The sequence below is a fragment of the Nocardiopsis yanglingensis genome (assembly GCF_045809185.1).
Classification (GTDB): domain Bacteria; phylum Pseudomonadota; class Gammaproteobacteria; order Xanthomonadales; family Xanthomonadaceae; genus Stenotrophomonas; species Stenotrophomonas yanglingensis.
Map to the genome: position 1 here is coordinate 74,531 of NZ_JBJNRH010000003.1, position 15,589 is coordinate 90,119.

Below are 15,589 nucleotides of genomic sequence, written 5' to 3' on the forward strand. Positions count from 1 at the left end.
CTGACCCCATGGCCTCACGCCAGCTGGCGATCCACGGCCTCGATCATCGCCTTGCGGCTGAACAGGAAGTCCCAGTAGCTGCCCCCCAGCTGCCGCCACAGCACCGCCGAGCGCACCGCGGCCAGCAGAAGGGCGCGGATCTCGGCAACCACGCCGGCCTGGCCCAGGTAGTGCGGGTTGCCTTGGACCATCACCCGCGGCTTCAGGTGGCTGATGGTGTCGGCGTAGAGGCCCCCCAGGTTGGCCAGCACGTCCGGGTGGCCGCTGTCGCCCAGCTCGACCGCCTGGCGCTGGGCGCGCTCGATGCCCGAGGCGACCTTGTTCACGGTGGCGCCATCCTGCACGAAGCGGCGCTCCAGCTGCAGCACCGACAGGGCCAGCTTGGGCAGGATCGGGTCCTGGCCCTGGCTGCGGAAGTAGTTGTGCAGCAGGCGCAGGCCGGCCTTCAGTGCATGGCGGTCACCGAACACCTCCTGCGGCGAGGAGGCATCGACGCGGAACACGCTGTACACGGCGGTGCGCACGGCGGCGGCGTCGGAATGGCCGGTATCGGCGATACGGCGTACCTGCTGCAGGGCCTGGGCAATGCCGGCCAAAGCCAGGACGCGGTCGTCGACAGTGAAGCTCATGCAGCGATTACCTCAAATGGGGAAGGGGTGGTGCGCAGGCGCTGTTCCAGCGGCGCATCGGTGGCGGCGATCACCGCGCCACCCAGGCACACATCACCGTCATACAGCACCAGCGATTGACCGGGGGTAACGGCGCGCTGCGGGCGCGCAAAGGTGACCAGCACGCTGCCGTCGTCCAGCACCTCGACCGTACACGGCTCGTCGGGCTGGCGATAGCGGGTCTGGGCGGTGCATTCGAAGCGCCTTGCCGGCGGCGAGCCGGCGATCCAGTGCGCGGTTTCCGAACGCAGGCGCTCGGACAGCATCCACTTGCTGTCGCGGTCCTGGTCGACGTACAGCACGTTGCTGGCCACGTCCTTGCCAACCACGTACCACGGCGCGGCCGGACGCCCCCGCACGCCGCCGATGTTCAGGCCCTCGCGCTGGCCCAGGGTGAAATAGAACACGCCCGGATGTTCGGCGATCACGCTGCCGTCGGCCGGGTCGAGGATCTGGCCGGGCCTGGCCGGCAGGTAGCGGCCGAGGAATTCACGGAAGTCGCGCTCACCGATGAAGCAGATGCCGGTGGAGTCCTTCTTGGCGTGGGTCGGCAGGCTGACGTCACGCGCGATCCGGCGCAGGTCGGTCTTTTCCAGGTCGCCGATCGGGAACAGGGTGGCCGCCAGCTGTTCCTGGCCCAGCTGGTGCAGGAAGTAGCTCTGGTCCTTGGAACGGTCGGCACCACGCAGCAGCAGCCACTGGTGGCCGCGCTGGTTCACCCGCGCGTAGTGGCCGGTGGCAATGCGCTCGGCGCCGAGCTCGCGGGCGGCATCCAGGAAATGCTTGAACTTCACTTCACGGTTGCACAGCACGTCCGGGTTCGGGGTGCGGCCGGCCGCGTACTCGGCCAGGAAGTGCTCGAATACGCCCTGCCAGTACTCGCTGGAGAAATCGCGGAAGTGGAACGGGATGCCGAGCAGGCCGCAGACGGCCACCGCATCACGGCGGTCGTCTTCGGCGCGGCAATCGCCGCTGCCGTCGTCGGCCCAGTTCTGCATGAACAGGCCGGCCACGGCCTCGCCCTGCTGCACCAGGCGCCAGGCGGCGACCGAGGAATCGACGCCACCGGAGACGCCCACCATCACGCGCGGAGTGCTCATGCGACCTCCCGGACCAGCGAAAGCGGATGGCGCTGGCCACCCAGGAAATCAGCCACCACCTGCCAGACCAGCGGGCTGCGCAGGCGCTCGCCGGCGGCCTGCAGTTCGGCCGGGGGCAGCCACAGCGCGCGGTCGATGCCGGTGTCCAGCGGCTGCGCCGGGTCGTGCGAGACCGGGCGCGCCGCATAGCAGAAGCGCAGGAAGGCGGTGCCGTCGCCAGCGGTCCACTGGTAGCAGCCGATGAAATGGGTCAGCTGCACCGTCCAGCCGGTTTCCTCGCGGGTCTCGCGCAGGGCTGCCTCGGCCAGGCTTTCGCCCGGCTCGAGGTGGCCGGCCGGCTGGTTCAGCACCTGGCGCCCGTCGATGGTCTCTTCAACCAGCAACACGCGGCCGCCGTCGACCACCACGGTGGCGACAGTGGCGTGCGGTGCCCAGCGCGGGTCCGGCGTGGCGTTCAACTCAGAACTCGTCCTTCTTAGTCAGTTCCAGCTCCATGGCGTCGGCGGTGCGGATGGCCGCATCGATGGCGTCGCTGAGCTGGTCGGCCGTGGCATCGGCGTCGATCTTGACTACGAACATGGCGGTGGTGTCCTGCTTCACCCAGCCACCCATCTTGGCGTCCTGCGAATCTTCCAGCAGGCGGTTGGCCACGGCCACCGGGAACTGCTTGGTCTTGGCGCTGTAGGCCGGCGACCAGATTTCGCGGATGTTGTGGGTGCCGAAGTCCTCCACCGACGAACGCACGTAGACCATCTGGGTACGATCGCCTTCGACGTCGAACACCATGCGGTAGTCGCCGTCTTCGTCGACCTCGTAGGTGTAACCCAGCTTGTCCAGGTGGCGGGCCACGGCCTTGTCGCCCTCCGGCGCAGCGGCGGCAGAGCCGGCGGCAGCCAGGGCGATCAGCAGGGCGGGGAGAAGGGTCCTTTTCATGAAGATCCTGTGAAGCAGTGTTGAGAGAGGATGCAATTGTGACGGCGGCCGTGCGTGCCGTCCAATCTGCGGCGGGCCGACGCAGGCCCGCTCGAGCCTCTATAATGTGCAGATGCCCCGCGAGTCTTCCCCCGATTCCCATCACGAGCACGGCGTTGCCGTGGAACCCGCGCGCCCGGAAGTGGCGCCGCCGCCGTTCTACCAGGTGATGCTGCTCAATGACGACTACACCCCGATGGATTTCGTGGTGGACGTGCTGCAGCAGTTCTTCACCATGGACCTGGACAAGGCAACACAGGTGATGCTGCACGTCCATACGCGCGGCCGCGGTGTGTGCGGGGTGTTCACCCGCGAAGTGGCCGAGACCAAGGTCGCCCAGGTCAACGAGTATTCGCGGATGAACCAGCACCCGCTGCTGTGCACGATGGAAAAGGCCTGACCGCTGCCGATCCTCGTCCGGGTACATCGACTCCGGACCCGGTGTGCCCACCAAGGTGGGCACCTACCAAGGCAGGGGCCTGTATTGATCGTGGATGGGGCTTGCCCACCAAGGTGGGCATCTACCAGAACGTGGGATCACCCCTCCGCCAACGCCTCCAGCGCCATGCGCGCCACTGCCTCGTCGACCTCGGTGGGGTCGCCGTCATCGCGGAACCACACCGCTGACAGCCCCGCGCTGGCTGCGATCCAGCGCAGCAGGCGCGTGCGCTCCAGGCCTGCCAACGCGCTGACCTGTTCCAGCCGGGCGGCAAACCGCTCAGGCTGCGTCGCAACGTGGATGCCTGGACCGCACAGGTCCGGGTTGCTGAACAGCGTCGTGTAATCAAAGGCGCGATCACCCAGCAACCGCTTCGGGTCGATCGCCAGCCAGCCGCGCGCGCCGAAATCGAGCACGTTGTCGTGGTGCAGGTCGCCGTGCAGCGGCCGGATCTCGCGCTCTTCCTGCAGCAACGCCTCCGCCAGTGAGCTGCACTGTTCCAGCAGTGGCGGCAGCGCGGCCCTTGGCTGCAGCAGGTCGGCGAACCATCTACGGAGGCAGACCAGTTCCGCTGGCGGCGCGCTCCGTGGCCGGTGCAGCCGCTGCAGGACCTGGCACAGGATCGTGGTGCAGGCGTCATCGTCGCCGTCGATCGAGCGTTGCCGCAGCGAGTCGCCGCGGGCGCGCTCGATCAGGATCGCCGGGCCCTCGTGGGCCAGCAGCCGGGCGGCACCGTCGCCATCCCACCAGCGCAGCAGGCGATGGCTGTTCTGCTCCTCGGTTTCGCTGCTGACCTTCAGCATCGCCGCTTCGCCGGCGGCGGTCAGCACCGGCCAGAGCAGGGCATGGGGCGTCTCGATGGCCGCGCCATCACGCCGCAATCGCCAGCGGCTCAGGTAGGGTTCGCTCATGCTGGGTGGGCTGTCCTGGAGTGAATGAAGATCAAGCGATTTGCACTGCTAACGCCATCTGAACGCAGCAATCCGCTAGGGTGATGGAAATCGCGTAGTCAGGCCGCATATTGTTCCCATCTGCCGCCGGAGTAATCCATGTTCAGCAAAGACCTCGAACACACCATCGGCCAGTGCTACAAGCGCGCCCGTGAGGCCCGGCATGAGTTCATGACGGTCGAACACCTGCTGTTGGCACTGCTCGACAACCCGTCCGCCCAGGCCGTACTGAAGGCCTGTGGCGCCGACGCCGAACGCCTGCGCCAGGAGCTGGAGCAGGCCATCGAGGCCTCCGTGTCCCGCCTGGCCGAAGATGACGGCCGCGATACCCAGCCGACCCTGGGCTTCCAGCGCGTACTGCAGCGGGCCGTGTATCACGTGCAGTCCTCGGGCAAGAAGGAGGTCACCGGCGCCAACGTGCTGGTCGCCATCTTCGGCGAAAAGGACTCACACGCCGTCTATTACCTCAACCAGCAGGATGTCACCCGGCTGGATGTGGTCAATTACCTGTCCCATGGCATCGCCAAGCTGGGCGAGGAAGGCGAGCAGCCGTCCTCCTCCTCCGAGGGCGAAGGCCGCATCGAGGGCGGGGAGGGCGAGCCGAAGGGTGATGCCCTGACCGAGTTCGCCAGCAACCTCAACGAGCAGGCCCGGGCCGGTCGCATCGACCCGCTGGTCGGTCGTGCCGACGAGATCGAGCGCACCATCCAGGTCCTGTGCCGCCGCCGCAAGAACAACCCGCTGTACGTGGGCGAGGCCGGTGTGGGCAAGACCGCCATCGCCGAGGGCCTGGCCCGCCGCATCGTCGAGGGCTCTGTGCCTGAGGTGCTGGCCGACGCGGTGATCTATTCGCTCGACCTGGGCGCGCTGGTGGCCGGCACCAAGTACCGCGGTGACTTCGAAAAGCGCCTGAAGAGCGTGCTGACCGCGCTGAAGAAGGTGCCCAACGCGGTGCTGTTCATCGACGAGATCCACACCATCATCGGTGCCGGGTCGGCGTCGGGCGGCACGATGGATGCGTCCAACCTGATCAAGCCGGCCCTGGCGTCCGGGGAGCTGCGCTGCATCGGCTCGACCACCTTCCAGGAATACCGTGGCATCTTCGAGAAGGACCGGGCGCTGGCCCGCCGCTTCCAGAAGATCGACATCGTCGAGCCGACTGTGGGCGAGACCTATGAGATCCTGCAGGGGCTGAAGTCCAAGTACGAGCTGCACCACGGCGTGACCTATTCCGACGAGGCACTGCAGGCTGCGGTGGACCTGTCGGTGAAGCACATCGGCGACCGCCTGCTGCCGGACAAGGCCATCGACGTGATCGACGAGGCCGGTGCCCGCCAGCGCCTGCTGCCGGAAGGCCAGCGCAAGGAGCTGATCGACGTCGAGGAAGTGGAGGCGATCGTCGCCAAGATGGCGCGCATCCCGACCAAGCAGGTCAGCGCCACCGACAAGGATGTGCTGCAGCATCTGGAGCGCAACCTGAAGATGGTGATCTTCGGCCAGGACCCGGCCATCGAGACGCTGTCCTCGGCGATCAAGCTGGCCCGTTCGGGCCTGGGCAATCCGGAAAAGCCGATCGGCAACTTCCTGTTCGCCGGCCCGACCGGTGTCGGCAAGACCGAGGTGACCAAGCAGCTGGCGCTGCAGCTGGGCATCGAGCTGGTCCGCTTCGACATGTCCGAGTACATGGAGCCGCATTCGATCAGCCGCCTGATCGGCGCGCCTCCGGGCTACGTCGGCTTCGACCAGGGCGGCCTGCTGACCGAGAAGATCGTCAAGACGCCGCACTGCGTGCTGCTGCTGGACGAGATCGAGAAGGCGCACCCGGACATCTTCAACATCCTGTTGCAGGTGATGGACCGCGGCGTGCTGACCGATACCAACGGTCGTGAAGCCAACTTCAAGAACGTGGTGCTGGTGATGACTACCAATGCCGGCGCGGCGCAGGCTTCGCGACGCTCGATCGGCTTCACCAAGCAGGACCATGCCACCGACGCGATGGAGACCATCCGCCGCAGCTTCACCCCGGAATTCCGCAACCGCCTCGATGCGGTAGTGCAGTTCCAGGCGCTGGGCTTCGAGCACATCCTGAGGGTGGTCGACAAGTTCCTGATCGAGCTGGAGATGCTGTTGCAGGACAAGCACGTCAGTCTGTCGGCCACGCCGACCGCGCGCGACTGGCTGGCCCACCACGGCTTCGACCCGCTGATGGGTGCCCGCCCGATGGCCCGCGTGATCCAGGATAAGATCAAGCGTCCGCTGGCCGACGAGCTGCTGTTCGGCAAGCTGGTCAACGGTGGCAAGGTCAGCATCGACGTCCGCGACGACGAGCTGGTGGTCGAGACCCAGGCCGAGCCGGAGCGGCTGCTGCCGGTGACGGTGGAGTAAGGCGGCGCCGGATCGATTCCGGGTGTGGATGGAAAACAAGGGCGGCTTCGGCCGCCCTTGTTGCGTCTGGGTGTCGCTCACGGCCTTGCGATGCGGCCACAAGCTGCCAATGCTGTACCGACGCCGCGATACGGTGAACGCCCGGTCTTGTATCGCGTATCGATACGGGATACATTGATGATAATCAGTTTTCGCCATAAGGGACTCGAACGCCTTTATCGCACTGGAAGCAGCAGCGGTATCCGGCAAAGCCACGCAAGCCGGATCCTGATGATCCTGTCGATTCTGGATGCTGCGGCAAGTCCTGCAGATCTGGCCATGCCAGGGCTGCGACTGCACCCGCTGCGTGGAACACTGAAGGGATACTGGTCCGTCTGGGTCAATGGAAACTGGCGCATTACTTTCCGCTTTGTCGGTAGTCATGTGGAACTGCTCAACTATCTGGACTATCACTGAGGCCGCGAATGATTCATCACCATCCGCACCCGGGCCTGACCATCAAGGCGATGGTGTTCGATCCGATGGAGCTTTCTGTAACCGACGCAGCAGAGCGCTTGGCAATGTCGCGTGTTGCGCTCTCGCGAGTATTGAATGGCAAAGCGGGAATCAGTCCCGACCTCGCAATCCGCTTGGAGATGGCTGGGGTCAGTACTGCTGTGTTCTGGATGGGGCTTCAGTCCAACTACGACCTGTGGGTGGCTCGCCAACGTGAGCAACCCAGGGTGGTGCCACTGATCAAACCTGCCGGCTGAATCTGCAGTGTCTTGCGACAAGGGCGGCTTCGGCCGCCCTTGTTGCGTATCCGCCTTTCAACGTCCCTGCTGGGCCAGGCGCTTGAAGGTTGCCGCATCGACCGGCTCGATCCGGGTCACGGTGCAGTGGTTGCTGTCGGTCTGCAGCGTGCTGCGAGCATCGCCACAGATCTGCTCGGGCGTGTTGGGTGTGAAGAAGACGTAACTGGCCGATGCGGCGGCGCCGAGGCAGCGCTTCTGCAGGTGGATCCGATAGTGGTTGTTGCCGTCGCGCAGCAGCACTTCGCGTTCCGTATTGGAGGGGCGGATGTCGCGGCTGGTGCCGAGGGCGATGCACTCGGCCGGGGTGGAGGGTTTGGCGGGTTCGGCGGCGGGCGCCGACAGGGGGAGGCTGACCAGCAGAACTGCCGGCAGCAGGACGTGCGGGAGCAGGGCGTTCATGATCGGCAGGGGGCGGCGATCCGGACTGGATCGGATCCCACGATGCCGCCGCCGCTGCAAATGCGAATCTGCCGCAAGCAGGGCTGACCGACGCCACGGTGAGATCGGTCACGATGACCTTTGGCGCATCAGGCCGAGATTGAACGGAAGCCCTGCTGGCGCCCCTGGTCGCCGCCATCTTCGATGACGAATGCGACCGCCTCGTGCGGAATGTGCAGTCGCTGCTTGAGCGTGCTGCCCATGTGTGGGATCTCGCGCTGCACCGCCAGGTACAGCGGGTGCGAGGCGTCCATGCTGGTACACACCAGGCAGGGCTGGCCGAACCAGGTGCCGTCCGGGCCCTTGCTGGCGTAGCAGCGGCTGGTGACGGACTGGGGGTCCAGGACGATCAGGTAGGTCATGCGCGCAACGCCCTCTGTGAAGAACGCGTTGAGTCTAGAGTCGCGGCGCGATGCTGGATTTCGGACAGGGACGAAAATCGAATGATCTCGGTTCCGGGCACTTTCTTCCGCGCACGACAAAGGGCCAGCAGCGAGGCCGGCCCTGTCGGAGTGGCGCAGTGCGCCGACCGCTTACTTCATGCGGTAGGTGATACGACCCTTGGTCAGGTCGTACGGGGTCATTTCAACCTTGACCCGGTCACCGGTGAGGATGCGGATGTAGTTCTTGCGCATGCGGCCGGAGATGTGGGCGATGATTTCGTGCCCATTTTCCAGACGAACGCGGAAAGTGGTGTTCGGCAGCGTCTCGCTGACGGTGCCCTCGAACTCGATGGAATCGTCTTTCGACATGTAGTCCTGTGCGGTTCAGAAAACGGCCACGCTGGGCCTAAGGCGCGGTATTTTACGCGTGATGGGCTCGGCTTGCAAAGTTTGTGTTAACCCCCGGCCAAACGCCGTGCTGGCAAGCGTCCTACCGCCTGGGTCCAGGGACCTTCACGGCCGTCACGGTGTACGGCCAGGCGGACGTGCTTCAGAAAGTCCGCGCGCGGCAGGTGCTCGGCGCCCATTCGCAGCAGGTGCGGATTCTCCACCTGGGCATCGATCAGTTCCCAGCCCCAGCCATGCAGGGTGGATGCAAGTGCGGCCAGGGCGATCTTGGAGCCGCCGCTGGCGCCACTGAACATGCTCTCGCCGAAGAACATGGCGCCGATCGCGACGCCATAGATGCCGCCGACCAGCGTCTGCCGATCCCAGACTTCGAAGGAATGGGCGAAGCCAAGGTCGTGCAGTTGGCTGTAGGCCTCGACCATCGCCGGGCTGATCCACGTACCGTCCTGGCCGGGCCGTGGCGCCGCGGCGCAGGCGCGCATCACACGACTGAAGGCAGTGTCGGCGGTGATCTCCCACGTGCTGCTGCGCAACTGGCGGCGGAAGCGGCTGGACAGATGCACGCCCTCGGTGCGGAACACCATGCGCGGGTCCGGCGACCACCACAGGATCGGTTCGCCCTCGCTGAACCACGGGAAGATACCGCCGGCGTAGGCATTGAGCAGACGCACCGGGTGCAGGTCGCCGCCCACCGCCAGCAGGCCGTCGGGCTGGCGCAGTGCGGTCTCGGCCGGAGGGAAGGGCGCGTCCGGCGCATCCGCCAGGCGCCAGGGCAGCTGGCGGGTCATGGGGCCATTGTATTCGTCGTGGTGATTCGTGATGTCTGGCACCATCACTGTTCACCGGCAAGGAGCCTCCGAATGAGTGACTCGATCAGCGCCATTCTCGACCTGCATGACGCCCCGCGCACGCGCAACGACAGCCAAGGCATGCTGCTGTCGCTGGCCACTGAACAGCCGCGTCGGCTGGGAGAGTTGATGCTGCAGGCGCTGGCGCGGCCTTCGCCGAGCTCGGCCTTCCTCGACATGGCACTGGACCTGCTGCCGGATGGCGTGGTGCCCGCGGTCGCGGCCGACGCGTGGCGCCGCTATCGCGCGGGCGAGCGCGGTGACGTGTTGACGAGCGTGATGGAGTTCGCCAGCTATCAGGCGCCGCAGGTGCTGCAGGACGATTGGGAGGCATTGCTGGCGGTCGCCGGTGAGGATGAGGTGCAGTTGGCCGCGCAGGTCTGGCAGGGCCTGCCCAGCGCGACGGCCGCGCATTGGGCGCAGATCCTGGCCGAAGCCGATGATGATCGCGAAATGGCGCGGGCCAGGGCGCTGCTGCTCTCCGCCCAGCCCGAGACCTACGCCATTGCTCGCGGCTACCTGGTCGACTGGGGGCGGTTGGATGCCGAGGTCTGGGCGCACTGGGCCGGCGTCGCCGAAGGTCCGCAGCCGCGTCGCCTGCACGGCGAGAGGCCGTTGCACATCCGCTTCGGCCGCGAACAGCACCGCGCGCAGTTGGCCGACGAGCCAAGCTGGCGCAAGCGCATCTGGCGCCTGCATCCGACCTGGAATGGCGGACAGGTGCATCACGCTGGGCAGATGGGAGGGCCGCTGGAAGCGTTGTGTGGCAGCTGCCATGCACCGCTGCAGCGCCTGCTGCGAACCGACGCTGCCGCGCTGCAGCCGGGCGCGGCGGGTGAGATCACGCTTGGTCTGTGCCTGGACTGCTGCGGCTGGGAAGATCCGCCCGTGCGTTTCTATCGCCACGATAGCGCTGGCCTGCCCAGCTGCCACCCCGGCCAGTATCGCGAGGTGCCGAATACGCCTACCGACAGCGGTGACCTGATGCAGGCCGAGGTCGGCCTGGCCGCCATGGACAGTGCGCGCTGGCAACAACAGGACTGGGGCCAGTCCAATCACCGGCAGAACCTGTCGCGCGTGGGCGGCGGACCAAGCTGGGTGCAGAGTGCCTGGTACCCGACGTGCATCGATTGCGGTGCGGAGATGCCCTTCGTGATGCAGCTGGATTCGACGCTGCCGACCACCGGTGGAGGCACGCTGCTGTGGGGCAGCGGCGGTATGCTCTACACGTTCTGGTGCGCGAAGTGCCGGGTGAGTGGGCATTTCTGGCAGTGCACCTGAGCGCAGCACTCTCGACATCGCCCTGGTAGGTGCCAACCTTGGTTGGCAGGCCTCATCGCTCTGGTAGGTGCCAACCTCGGTTGGCACGCTTCTCGGTACCGCGCCAGTCGAACAAGCTCGACTCTACAGCTCTACGCGGAACGGCCCATGCCCCCGCAGCTCCTGCTGGTACCGCCGCACACCCTGTCGCTCCTGCCTGCACCAGTCCTGCAATGCTTCTGCGAAATCCGCATCGGCCACCCAGTGCCGGCTGCGCACCAGCGTCGGCAGGAAGCCCCGCGCCAGCTTGTGCTCGCCCTGTGCGCCGGGTTCGAAGCGGGTCAACCCTTCGCGCAGGCAGTATTCGATGCCCTGGTAATAGCAGGCCTCGAAGTGCAGGCCGGGCAGGGTGGCGCCGCCCCAGTAGCGGCCGTACAGCGTGTCGCCACCGCGCAGGCACAGCGCACCGGCAATCGGCTCGCCGTCCTGTTCGGCCAGGAAGAGCACCAGCCGGCGACCCAATGAAATGGCCAGATGGCGCAGGAAGGCCTCGGTCAGCGCCGGGGCGTTGCCGTACTCGAGGAACGTCTGCAGATAGAAGCGATACATCGCCTGCAGGTCGGCGCGGCTGGCTTCATCGCCGTGCACCATGCGGAAGGTGATGCCCTGGCGGGTGACCTTGGCCCGTTCCTGGCGGATGTTCTTGCGATGCTTGTGGTTCATCGCACCGAGGAACTGCTCGAACGTGGCCCAGTCACCCGGGTTCTGCCACTGGAACTGCACATCTTCGCGCAGCAGCCAGTCATCGCCGAACAGGGCCTCGTCCACTGCGGTGTGGAAGTTGATATGGGCCGAGGACACGCCCAGCGTTGGCAGTGCCTCGCGCAATGCCGACAGCAAGGTGGCGCGCCCTGAATCGTGACGGGCCAGCAGCCGCGGGCCGGTGACCGGCGAGTACGGCACCGCGCCGAGCCACTTCGGATAGTAGTCGCGGCCATGACGGGCATAGGCGTTGGCCCAAGCATGGTCGAACACGAACTCGCCGTGCGAGTTGGTCTTCAGGTAGCCCGGAATGGCGCCGACCAGCGTGTTGCCCTCCCACAGTGTGAAGTGCCGGGGCTGCCAGCCCCAGTCCTCGCGCAGGCAGCCGTGCTGTTCAAGCCCGTAAAGGAAGGCATGACTGACGAAAGGGTTGCGGCCGTCGTGCAGGGCATCCCAGTCGGTGGCGGGAATGGACTGCAGGGAGTCGAGGAAGCGGGGGTAAGGCATGAGGGAAGGATAGGGCAGATGAAACAGAAAGGCCGACGCACTGGCGTCGGCCTTTTATCCGGAGTCGAGCATGGCTCGACCCTACAGGAGCGGGTCAGCCTCTCAGCCGGCCTTGCCCTGTGCGTCCAGGTAGCGCTCGGCGTCCAGTGCGGCCATGCAGCCGAAGCCAGCCGAGGTGATCGCCTGGCGGTAGTGCTGGTCGGCCACGTCGCCGGCGGCGAACACGCCTTCCACCGAGGTCTGGGTGGCATTGCCGCCCAGGCCCGAACGGATTTCCAGATAGCCGTTGTTCATCGCCAGCTGGCCGTCGAACAGGGTGGTGTTCGGGTGGTGGCCGATGGCCACGAAGAAGCCGTGGGCGTCGATGTCGCGGGTGCTGCCGTCCAGCGTGGACTTCACGCGCACGCCGGTCACGCCGGCGTCGTTGCCCAGCACTTCCTCCACCTGGTGGTGCCAGACGGTCTCGATCTTGCCTTCGGCCACCTTCTTGAACAGCTTGTCCTGCATGATCTTTTCCGCCTTCAGGGTGTCGCGGCGGTGGACCAGGTAGACCTTGCGGGCGATGTTGGACAGGTACAGGGCCTCTTCCACGGCGGTATTGCCGCCGCCGACCACGACCACGTCCTGGTCGCGGTAGAAGAAGCCGTCACAGGTGGCACAGGCGGACACGCCGCGGCCCTTGAACTCGTCCTCGGTCGGGATGCCCAGGTACTTGGCGGTGGCGCCGGTGGCGATGATCAGCGCATCGCAGGTGTACTCGTGGCTGTCGCCGATCAGCTTGAACGGGCGCTGCGACACATCGGCGGTGTGGATGTGGTCGAAGATGACCTCGGTCTCGAAGCGCTCGGCGTGGGCCTGCATGCGCGCCATCAGGTCCGGGCCCATCAGGCCGTGGGCGTCGCCCGGCCAGTTGTCCACCTCGGTGGTGGTCATCAGCTGGCCACCCTGCTGCAGGCCGGTGATGACGACCGGCTTCAGGTTGGCGCGGGCGGCGTAGACGGCGGCGGTCCAACCGGCCGGGCCGGAACCGAGGATGACGAGGCGCTGGTGGCGGGAGGGCAGGCTGGTGCTCATGTAGACTCGCGAAAAGGTAGATGGGACAAGGCGCTGGCGATATTTGCGCAGCATCCGTGGCTGGTCATAGAGTGGCGGCTGGGGCAGGGCGATTCAAGCCGATGAACAGAACGCCGTCATCCAGCGGTGGTTCCGGCCCTCTGATTGCCCTGTCAGATGTCGCATAACTGAAAACTGACGCCGTCTCATTTATTATCAATCACTAACAGCGCATTCCAAAGGTATGGTCTAAGGTGGCGAAGCAGGTCCCCGAACGCTCCAAGTCCGACGACAGCAAGGCGTCACGTCGCACGGCCGCGGCGGCGACGACCGACAATCCACGCCGCCAGCGCCTCTGGCGCGATCTTGGCCTGATCGCCATTGCGCCGGCCCTGCTGTACTTGGCGGCCAGTCTTTTCACGTATTCAGCCACTGATCCGGGCTGGTCGCATACCGGCAGCGTGGTCGCTCCGGTGCACAACCTCGGTGGCCGCGCCGGCGCTTGGATCGCCGACGTGCTGCTGCAGCTGTTCGGCTACATCGCGTTCCTGCTGCCGGTGGTGCTGGGCGCGCTGGCGTGGATCGCCATGTTCGGCCTCAAGCGCGAGAGCAAGGGCGAGAACGACCTGGACCCGGCGCTGCGCCTGGTCGGCCTGGTCGGTTTCCTGATCGCCGGCACCGGCTTCCTGCATGTCCGCCTGTTCAGTGGCGACGTCTCCAGTGCCGGCGGCATCCTCGGCAAGCTGGTCGGCAACTCGCTCACGGTGGGCTTCGGCGCGCTGGGCGCGAACCTGTTCGTGCTGGTGCTGCTGCTGGCCTCGATCACCCTGGCCACCGGGCTGTCCTGGTTCACGGTGATGGAGAAGATCGGCCGCGGCGTGATGTCGCTGGCGCCGTTGCTGGCGCGCAAGAAGGAAGAGGTCACCGAGTGGCAGCAGACCCGGGTGATGCGCGAGGAGCGCCAGGAAGTGCGCAAGGCCGATGCCGAGGTGCGCGCCAAGCGCGAGCCGGTGAAGATCGAGCCGCGCCCGGAACCGGTGATCGAGAAGAGTGACCGGGCCAAGCGCGACACGCAGATCCCGATGTTCCGTGGCGTCAACGGCGACGGCTCGGACCTGCCGCCGCTGGCCCTGCTGGACGACCCCAAGCCGCAGCCGGTGGGCTACGACAAGGAAACCCTGGACGCACTGTCGCGGCAGATCGAGTTCAAGCTGAAGGACTTCCGCATCGACGCCCAGGTGGTCGGCGCCAACCCGGGCCCGGTCATCACCCGCTTCGAGATCGAGCCCGCGCCGGGCATCAAGGTCAGCCAGATCAGTTCGTTGGACAAGGACATCGCGCGCGGCCTGTCGGTGAAGTCGGTGCGCGTGGTCGATGTGATTCCGGGCAAGTCGGTGATCGGCCTGGAAATTCCCAACGTCACCCGCGAGATGATCTACCTGTCCGAGCTGCTGCGCTCGAAGGAATACGACAAGTCGGCCAGCGTGCTGACCCTGGCGCTGGGCAAGGACATCGCCGGCCGCTCCACCGTGGCCGACCTGGCGCGCATGCCGCACCTGCTGGTGGCCGGCACCACCGGTTCGGGCAAGTCGGTGGCGGTCAATGCGATGGTGCTGAGCCTGCTTTTCAAGGCCTCGCCGAAAGACCTGCGGATGCTGATGATCGACCCGAAGATGCTCGAACTGAGCGTCTACCAGGGCATCCCGCACCTGCTGGCGCCGGTGGTGACCGACATGAAGGAGGCCGCCAACGGCCTGCGCTGGTGCGTGGCCGAGATGGAGCGCCGCTACAAGCTGATGAGCGCGGTGGGCGTGCGCAACCTGGCGGGCTTCAACAAAAAGGTGAAGGAAGCGCAGGACGCCGGCCAGCCGCTGATGGACCCGCTGTTCAAGCCGAACCCGGAACTGGGCGAGGCGCCGCGTCCGCTGGAGACGCTGCCGTTCATCGTCATCTTCATCGACGAATTCGCCGACATGATGATGATCGTCGGCAAGAAGGTGGAAGAGCTGATCGCGCGCCTGGCACAGAAGGCACGTGCGGCCGGCATCCACCTGATCCTGGCCACGCAGCGCCCGTCGGTGGACGTGATCACCGGCCTGATCAAGGCCAACATCCCGACCCGCATCGCCTTCCAGGTCAGTTCCAAGATCGACTCGCGCACCATCCTCGACCAGTCCGGCGCGGAAACCCTGCTGGGCCACGGCGACATGCTGTACCTGCCGCCGGGTACCGCCATGCCCGAGCGTGTGCACGGCGCCTTCGTCTCCGACGAGGAAGTGCACCGCGTGGTCGAACACCTCAAGGCGATGGGCCCGGCCGACTATGTCGACGGCGTGCTGGACGAAGTGCAGACGATGGGCGACGGCGTGGTCGTCGGTGCCACCGGCCTGCCCGAGAACAGCTCTGCCGGCGATGAGTCCGACCCGTTGTATGACGAAGCGCTGCGGGTGGTCACCGAGACCCGCCGTGCCTCGATTTCCGGCGTGCAGCGCCGGCTGAAGATCGGCTACAACCGTGCAGCGCGACTGATCGAGGCCATGGAAGCGGCCGGCGTGGTCAGTTCGCCCGAGCACAACGGTGACCGCACGGTGCTGGCACCGCCGCCGCCGAAGTAAGGCCCGA

Annotated in this window: 17 protein-coding genes; 6 read left to right on the top strand and 11 right to left on the bottom strand. The window is 66.3% G+C overall.

The window, feature by feature from the left end; all coding sequences use genetic code 11:
- Positions 1 to 14: 14 nt before the first annotated feature.
- The 4 genes from hflD to ACJ7C5_RS06215 are packed head-to-tail and all read right to left on the bottom strand — an operon-like array spanning position 15 to position 2,701.
- Entirely contained in the window at positions 15 to 629 is a 615-nt protein-coding gene (gene hflD / locus ACJ7C5_RS06200) for a high frequency lysogenization protein HflD (RefSeq protein ID WP_412703337.1), read from the bottom strand.
- Positions 626 to 1,768: a tRNA 2-thiouridine(34) synthase MnmA gene (mnmA, locus tag ACJ7C5_RS06205; RefSeq protein ID WP_412703338.1), complete on the bottom strand. Its 1,143-nt coding sequence runs from the start codon at positions 1,766 to 1,768 to the stop codon at positions 626 to 628. The genes hflD and mnmA overlap by 4 nt, the downstream gene beginning before the upstream one ends.
- Positions 1,765 to 2,226 carry an NUDIX hydrolase gene (locus tag ACJ7C5_RS06210; protein WP_285316371.1) on the bottom strand — a complete coding sequence of 154 codons (462 nt, stop codon included), beginning with the start codon at positions 2,224 to 2,226 and terminating at the stop codon, positions 1,765 to 1,767. Before ACJ7C5_RS06210 ends, mnmA begins: the two co-directional genes overlap by 4 nt.
- Position 2,227: 1 nt before the next feature.
- On the bottom strand, positions 2,228 to 2,701 hold the full coding sequence (locus ACJ7C5_RS06215; RefSeq protein WP_094001383.1) for a hypothetical protein: 474 nt from the start codon (positions 2,699 to 2,701) through the stop codon (positions 2,228 to 2,230).
- Positions 2,702 to 2,813: 112 nt separating this feature from the next.
- Between ACJ7C5_RS06215 and clpS the strand changes: the two genes are divergently transcribed.
- The gene (gene clpS / locus ACJ7C5_RS06220; protein WP_006366596.1) at positions 2,814 to 3,140 is read left to right on the top strand and encodes an ATP-dependent Clp protease adapter ClpS; all 327 of its coding nucleotides are present in this window, start codon (positions 2,814 to 2,816) and stop codon (positions 3,138 to 3,140) included.
- A 137-nt stretch (positions 3,141 to 3,277) separates the two neighbouring features.
- On the opposite strand, the gene ACJ7C5_RS06225 is transcribed toward clpS, so the two are convergent.
- Positions 3,278 to 4,090, bottom strand: coding sequence for an APH(6) family putative aminoglycoside O-phosphotransferase (locus tag ACJ7C5_RS06225; protein WP_412703339.1), 813 nt, complete (start codon positions 4,088 to 4,090; stop codon positions 3,278 to 3,280).
- Between the two features lie 138 nt (positions 4,091 to 4,228).
- Here ACJ7C5_RS06225 and clpA point away from each other — a divergent pair, with 138 nt between their 5' ends.
- The 3 genes from clpA (at position 4,229) to ACJ7C5_RS06240 (ending at position 7,266) form a co-directional block, all read left to right on the top strand.
- Complete coding sequence (clpA, locus tag ACJ7C5_RS06230) at positions 4,229 to 6,514, top strand: ATP-dependent Clp protease ATP-binding subunit ClpA (RefSeq protein ID WP_010485852.1); 2,286 nt, start codon at positions 4,229 to 4,231, stop codon at positions 6,512 to 6,514.
- 177 nt (positions 6,515 to 6,691) lie between these two features.
- The gene (locus ACJ7C5_RS06235; protein WP_094001386.1) at positions 6,692 to 6,970 is read left to right on the top strand and encodes a type II toxin-antitoxin system RelE/ParE family toxin; all 279 of its coding nucleotides are present in this window, start codon (positions 6,692 to 6,694) and stop codon (positions 6,968 to 6,970) included.
- Positions 6,971 to 6,978: 8 nt separating this feature from the next.
- The gene (locus ACJ7C5_RS06240) at positions 6,979 to 7,266 is read left to right on the top strand and encodes a HigA family addiction module antitoxin (protein WP_088025918.1); all 288 of its coding nucleotides are present in this window, start codon (positions 6,979 to 6,981) and stop codon (positions 7,264 to 7,266) included.
- A gap of 57 nt (positions 7,267 to 7,323) precedes the next feature.
- On the opposite strand, the gene ACJ7C5_RS06245 is transcribed toward ACJ7C5_RS06240, so the two are convergent.
- The 4 genes from ACJ7C5_RS06245 to aat form a co-directional block, all read right to left on the bottom strand.
- Positions 7,324 to 7,707 (bottom strand): hypothetical protein, encoded by a 384-nt coding sequence (locus tag ACJ7C5_RS06245; protein WP_094001387.1) that lies wholly within the window; start codon positions 7,705 to 7,707, stop codon positions 7,324 to 7,326.
- Positions 7,708 to 7,835: 128 nt separating this feature from the next.
- Positions 7,836 to 8,108 (bottom strand): hypothetical protein, encoded by a 273-nt coding sequence (locus ACJ7C5_RS06250; RefSeq protein ID WP_412703340.1) that lies wholly within the window; start codon positions 8,106 to 8,108, stop codon positions 7,836 to 7,838.
- A gap of 171 nt (positions 8,109 to 8,279) precedes the next feature.
- On the bottom strand, positions 8,280 to 8,498 hold the full coding sequence (gene infA / locus ACJ7C5_RS06255) for a translation initiation factor IF-1 (RefSeq protein WP_005409596.1): 219 nt from the start codon (positions 8,496 to 8,498) through the stop codon (positions 8,280 to 8,282).
- An 86-nt stretch (positions 8,499 to 8,584) separates the two neighbouring features.
- Positions 8,585 to 9,325, bottom strand: a complete 741-nt coding sequence (gene aat / locus ACJ7C5_RS06260; protein ID WP_412703341.1) for a leucyl/phenylalanyl-tRNA--protein transferase — start codon at positions 9,323 to 9,325, stop codon at positions 8,585 to 8,587.
- Between the two features lie 72 nt (positions 9,326 to 9,397).
- Between aat and ACJ7C5_RS06265 the strand changes: the two genes are divergently transcribed.
- Positions 9,398 to 10,666 carry an alginate O-acetyltransferase AlgX-related protein gene (locus tag ACJ7C5_RS06265; protein WP_412703342.1) on the top strand — a complete coding sequence of 423 codons (1,269 nt, stop codon included), beginning with the start codon at positions 9,398 to 9,400 and terminating at the stop codon, positions 10,664 to 10,666.
- Positions 10,667 to 10,789: 123 nt separating this feature from the next.
- On the opposite strand, the gene ACJ7C5_RS06270 is transcribed toward ACJ7C5_RS06265, so the two are convergent.
- Both ACJ7C5_RS06270 and trxB read right to left on the bottom strand, forming a co-directional pair.
- Complete coding sequence (locus ACJ7C5_RS06270; protein WP_412703343.1) at positions 10,790 to 11,914, bottom strand: GNAT family N-acetyltransferase; 1,125 nt, start codon at positions 11,912 to 11,914, stop codon at positions 10,790 to 10,792.
- Between the two features lie 102 nt (positions 11,915 to 12,016).
- Positions 12,017 to 12,988 (bottom strand): thioredoxin-disulfide reductase, encoded by a 972-nt coding sequence (gene trxB, locus ACJ7C5_RS06275; RefSeq protein ID WP_197581033.1) that lies wholly within the window; start codon positions 12,986 to 12,988, stop codon positions 12,017 to 12,019.
- A 233-nt stretch (positions 12,989 to 13,221) separates the two neighbouring features.
- On the opposite strand from trxB, the gene ACJ7C5_RS06280 reads away from it, so the two are divergent.
- Positions 13,222 to 15,582 carry a DNA translocase FtsK gene (locus ACJ7C5_RS06280; protein ID WP_049445356.1) on the top strand — a complete coding sequence of 787 codons (2,361 nt, stop codon included), beginning with the start codon at positions 13,222 to 13,224 and terminating at the stop codon, positions 15,580 to 15,582.
- Positions 15,583 to 15,589 lie beyond the last annotated feature (7 nt).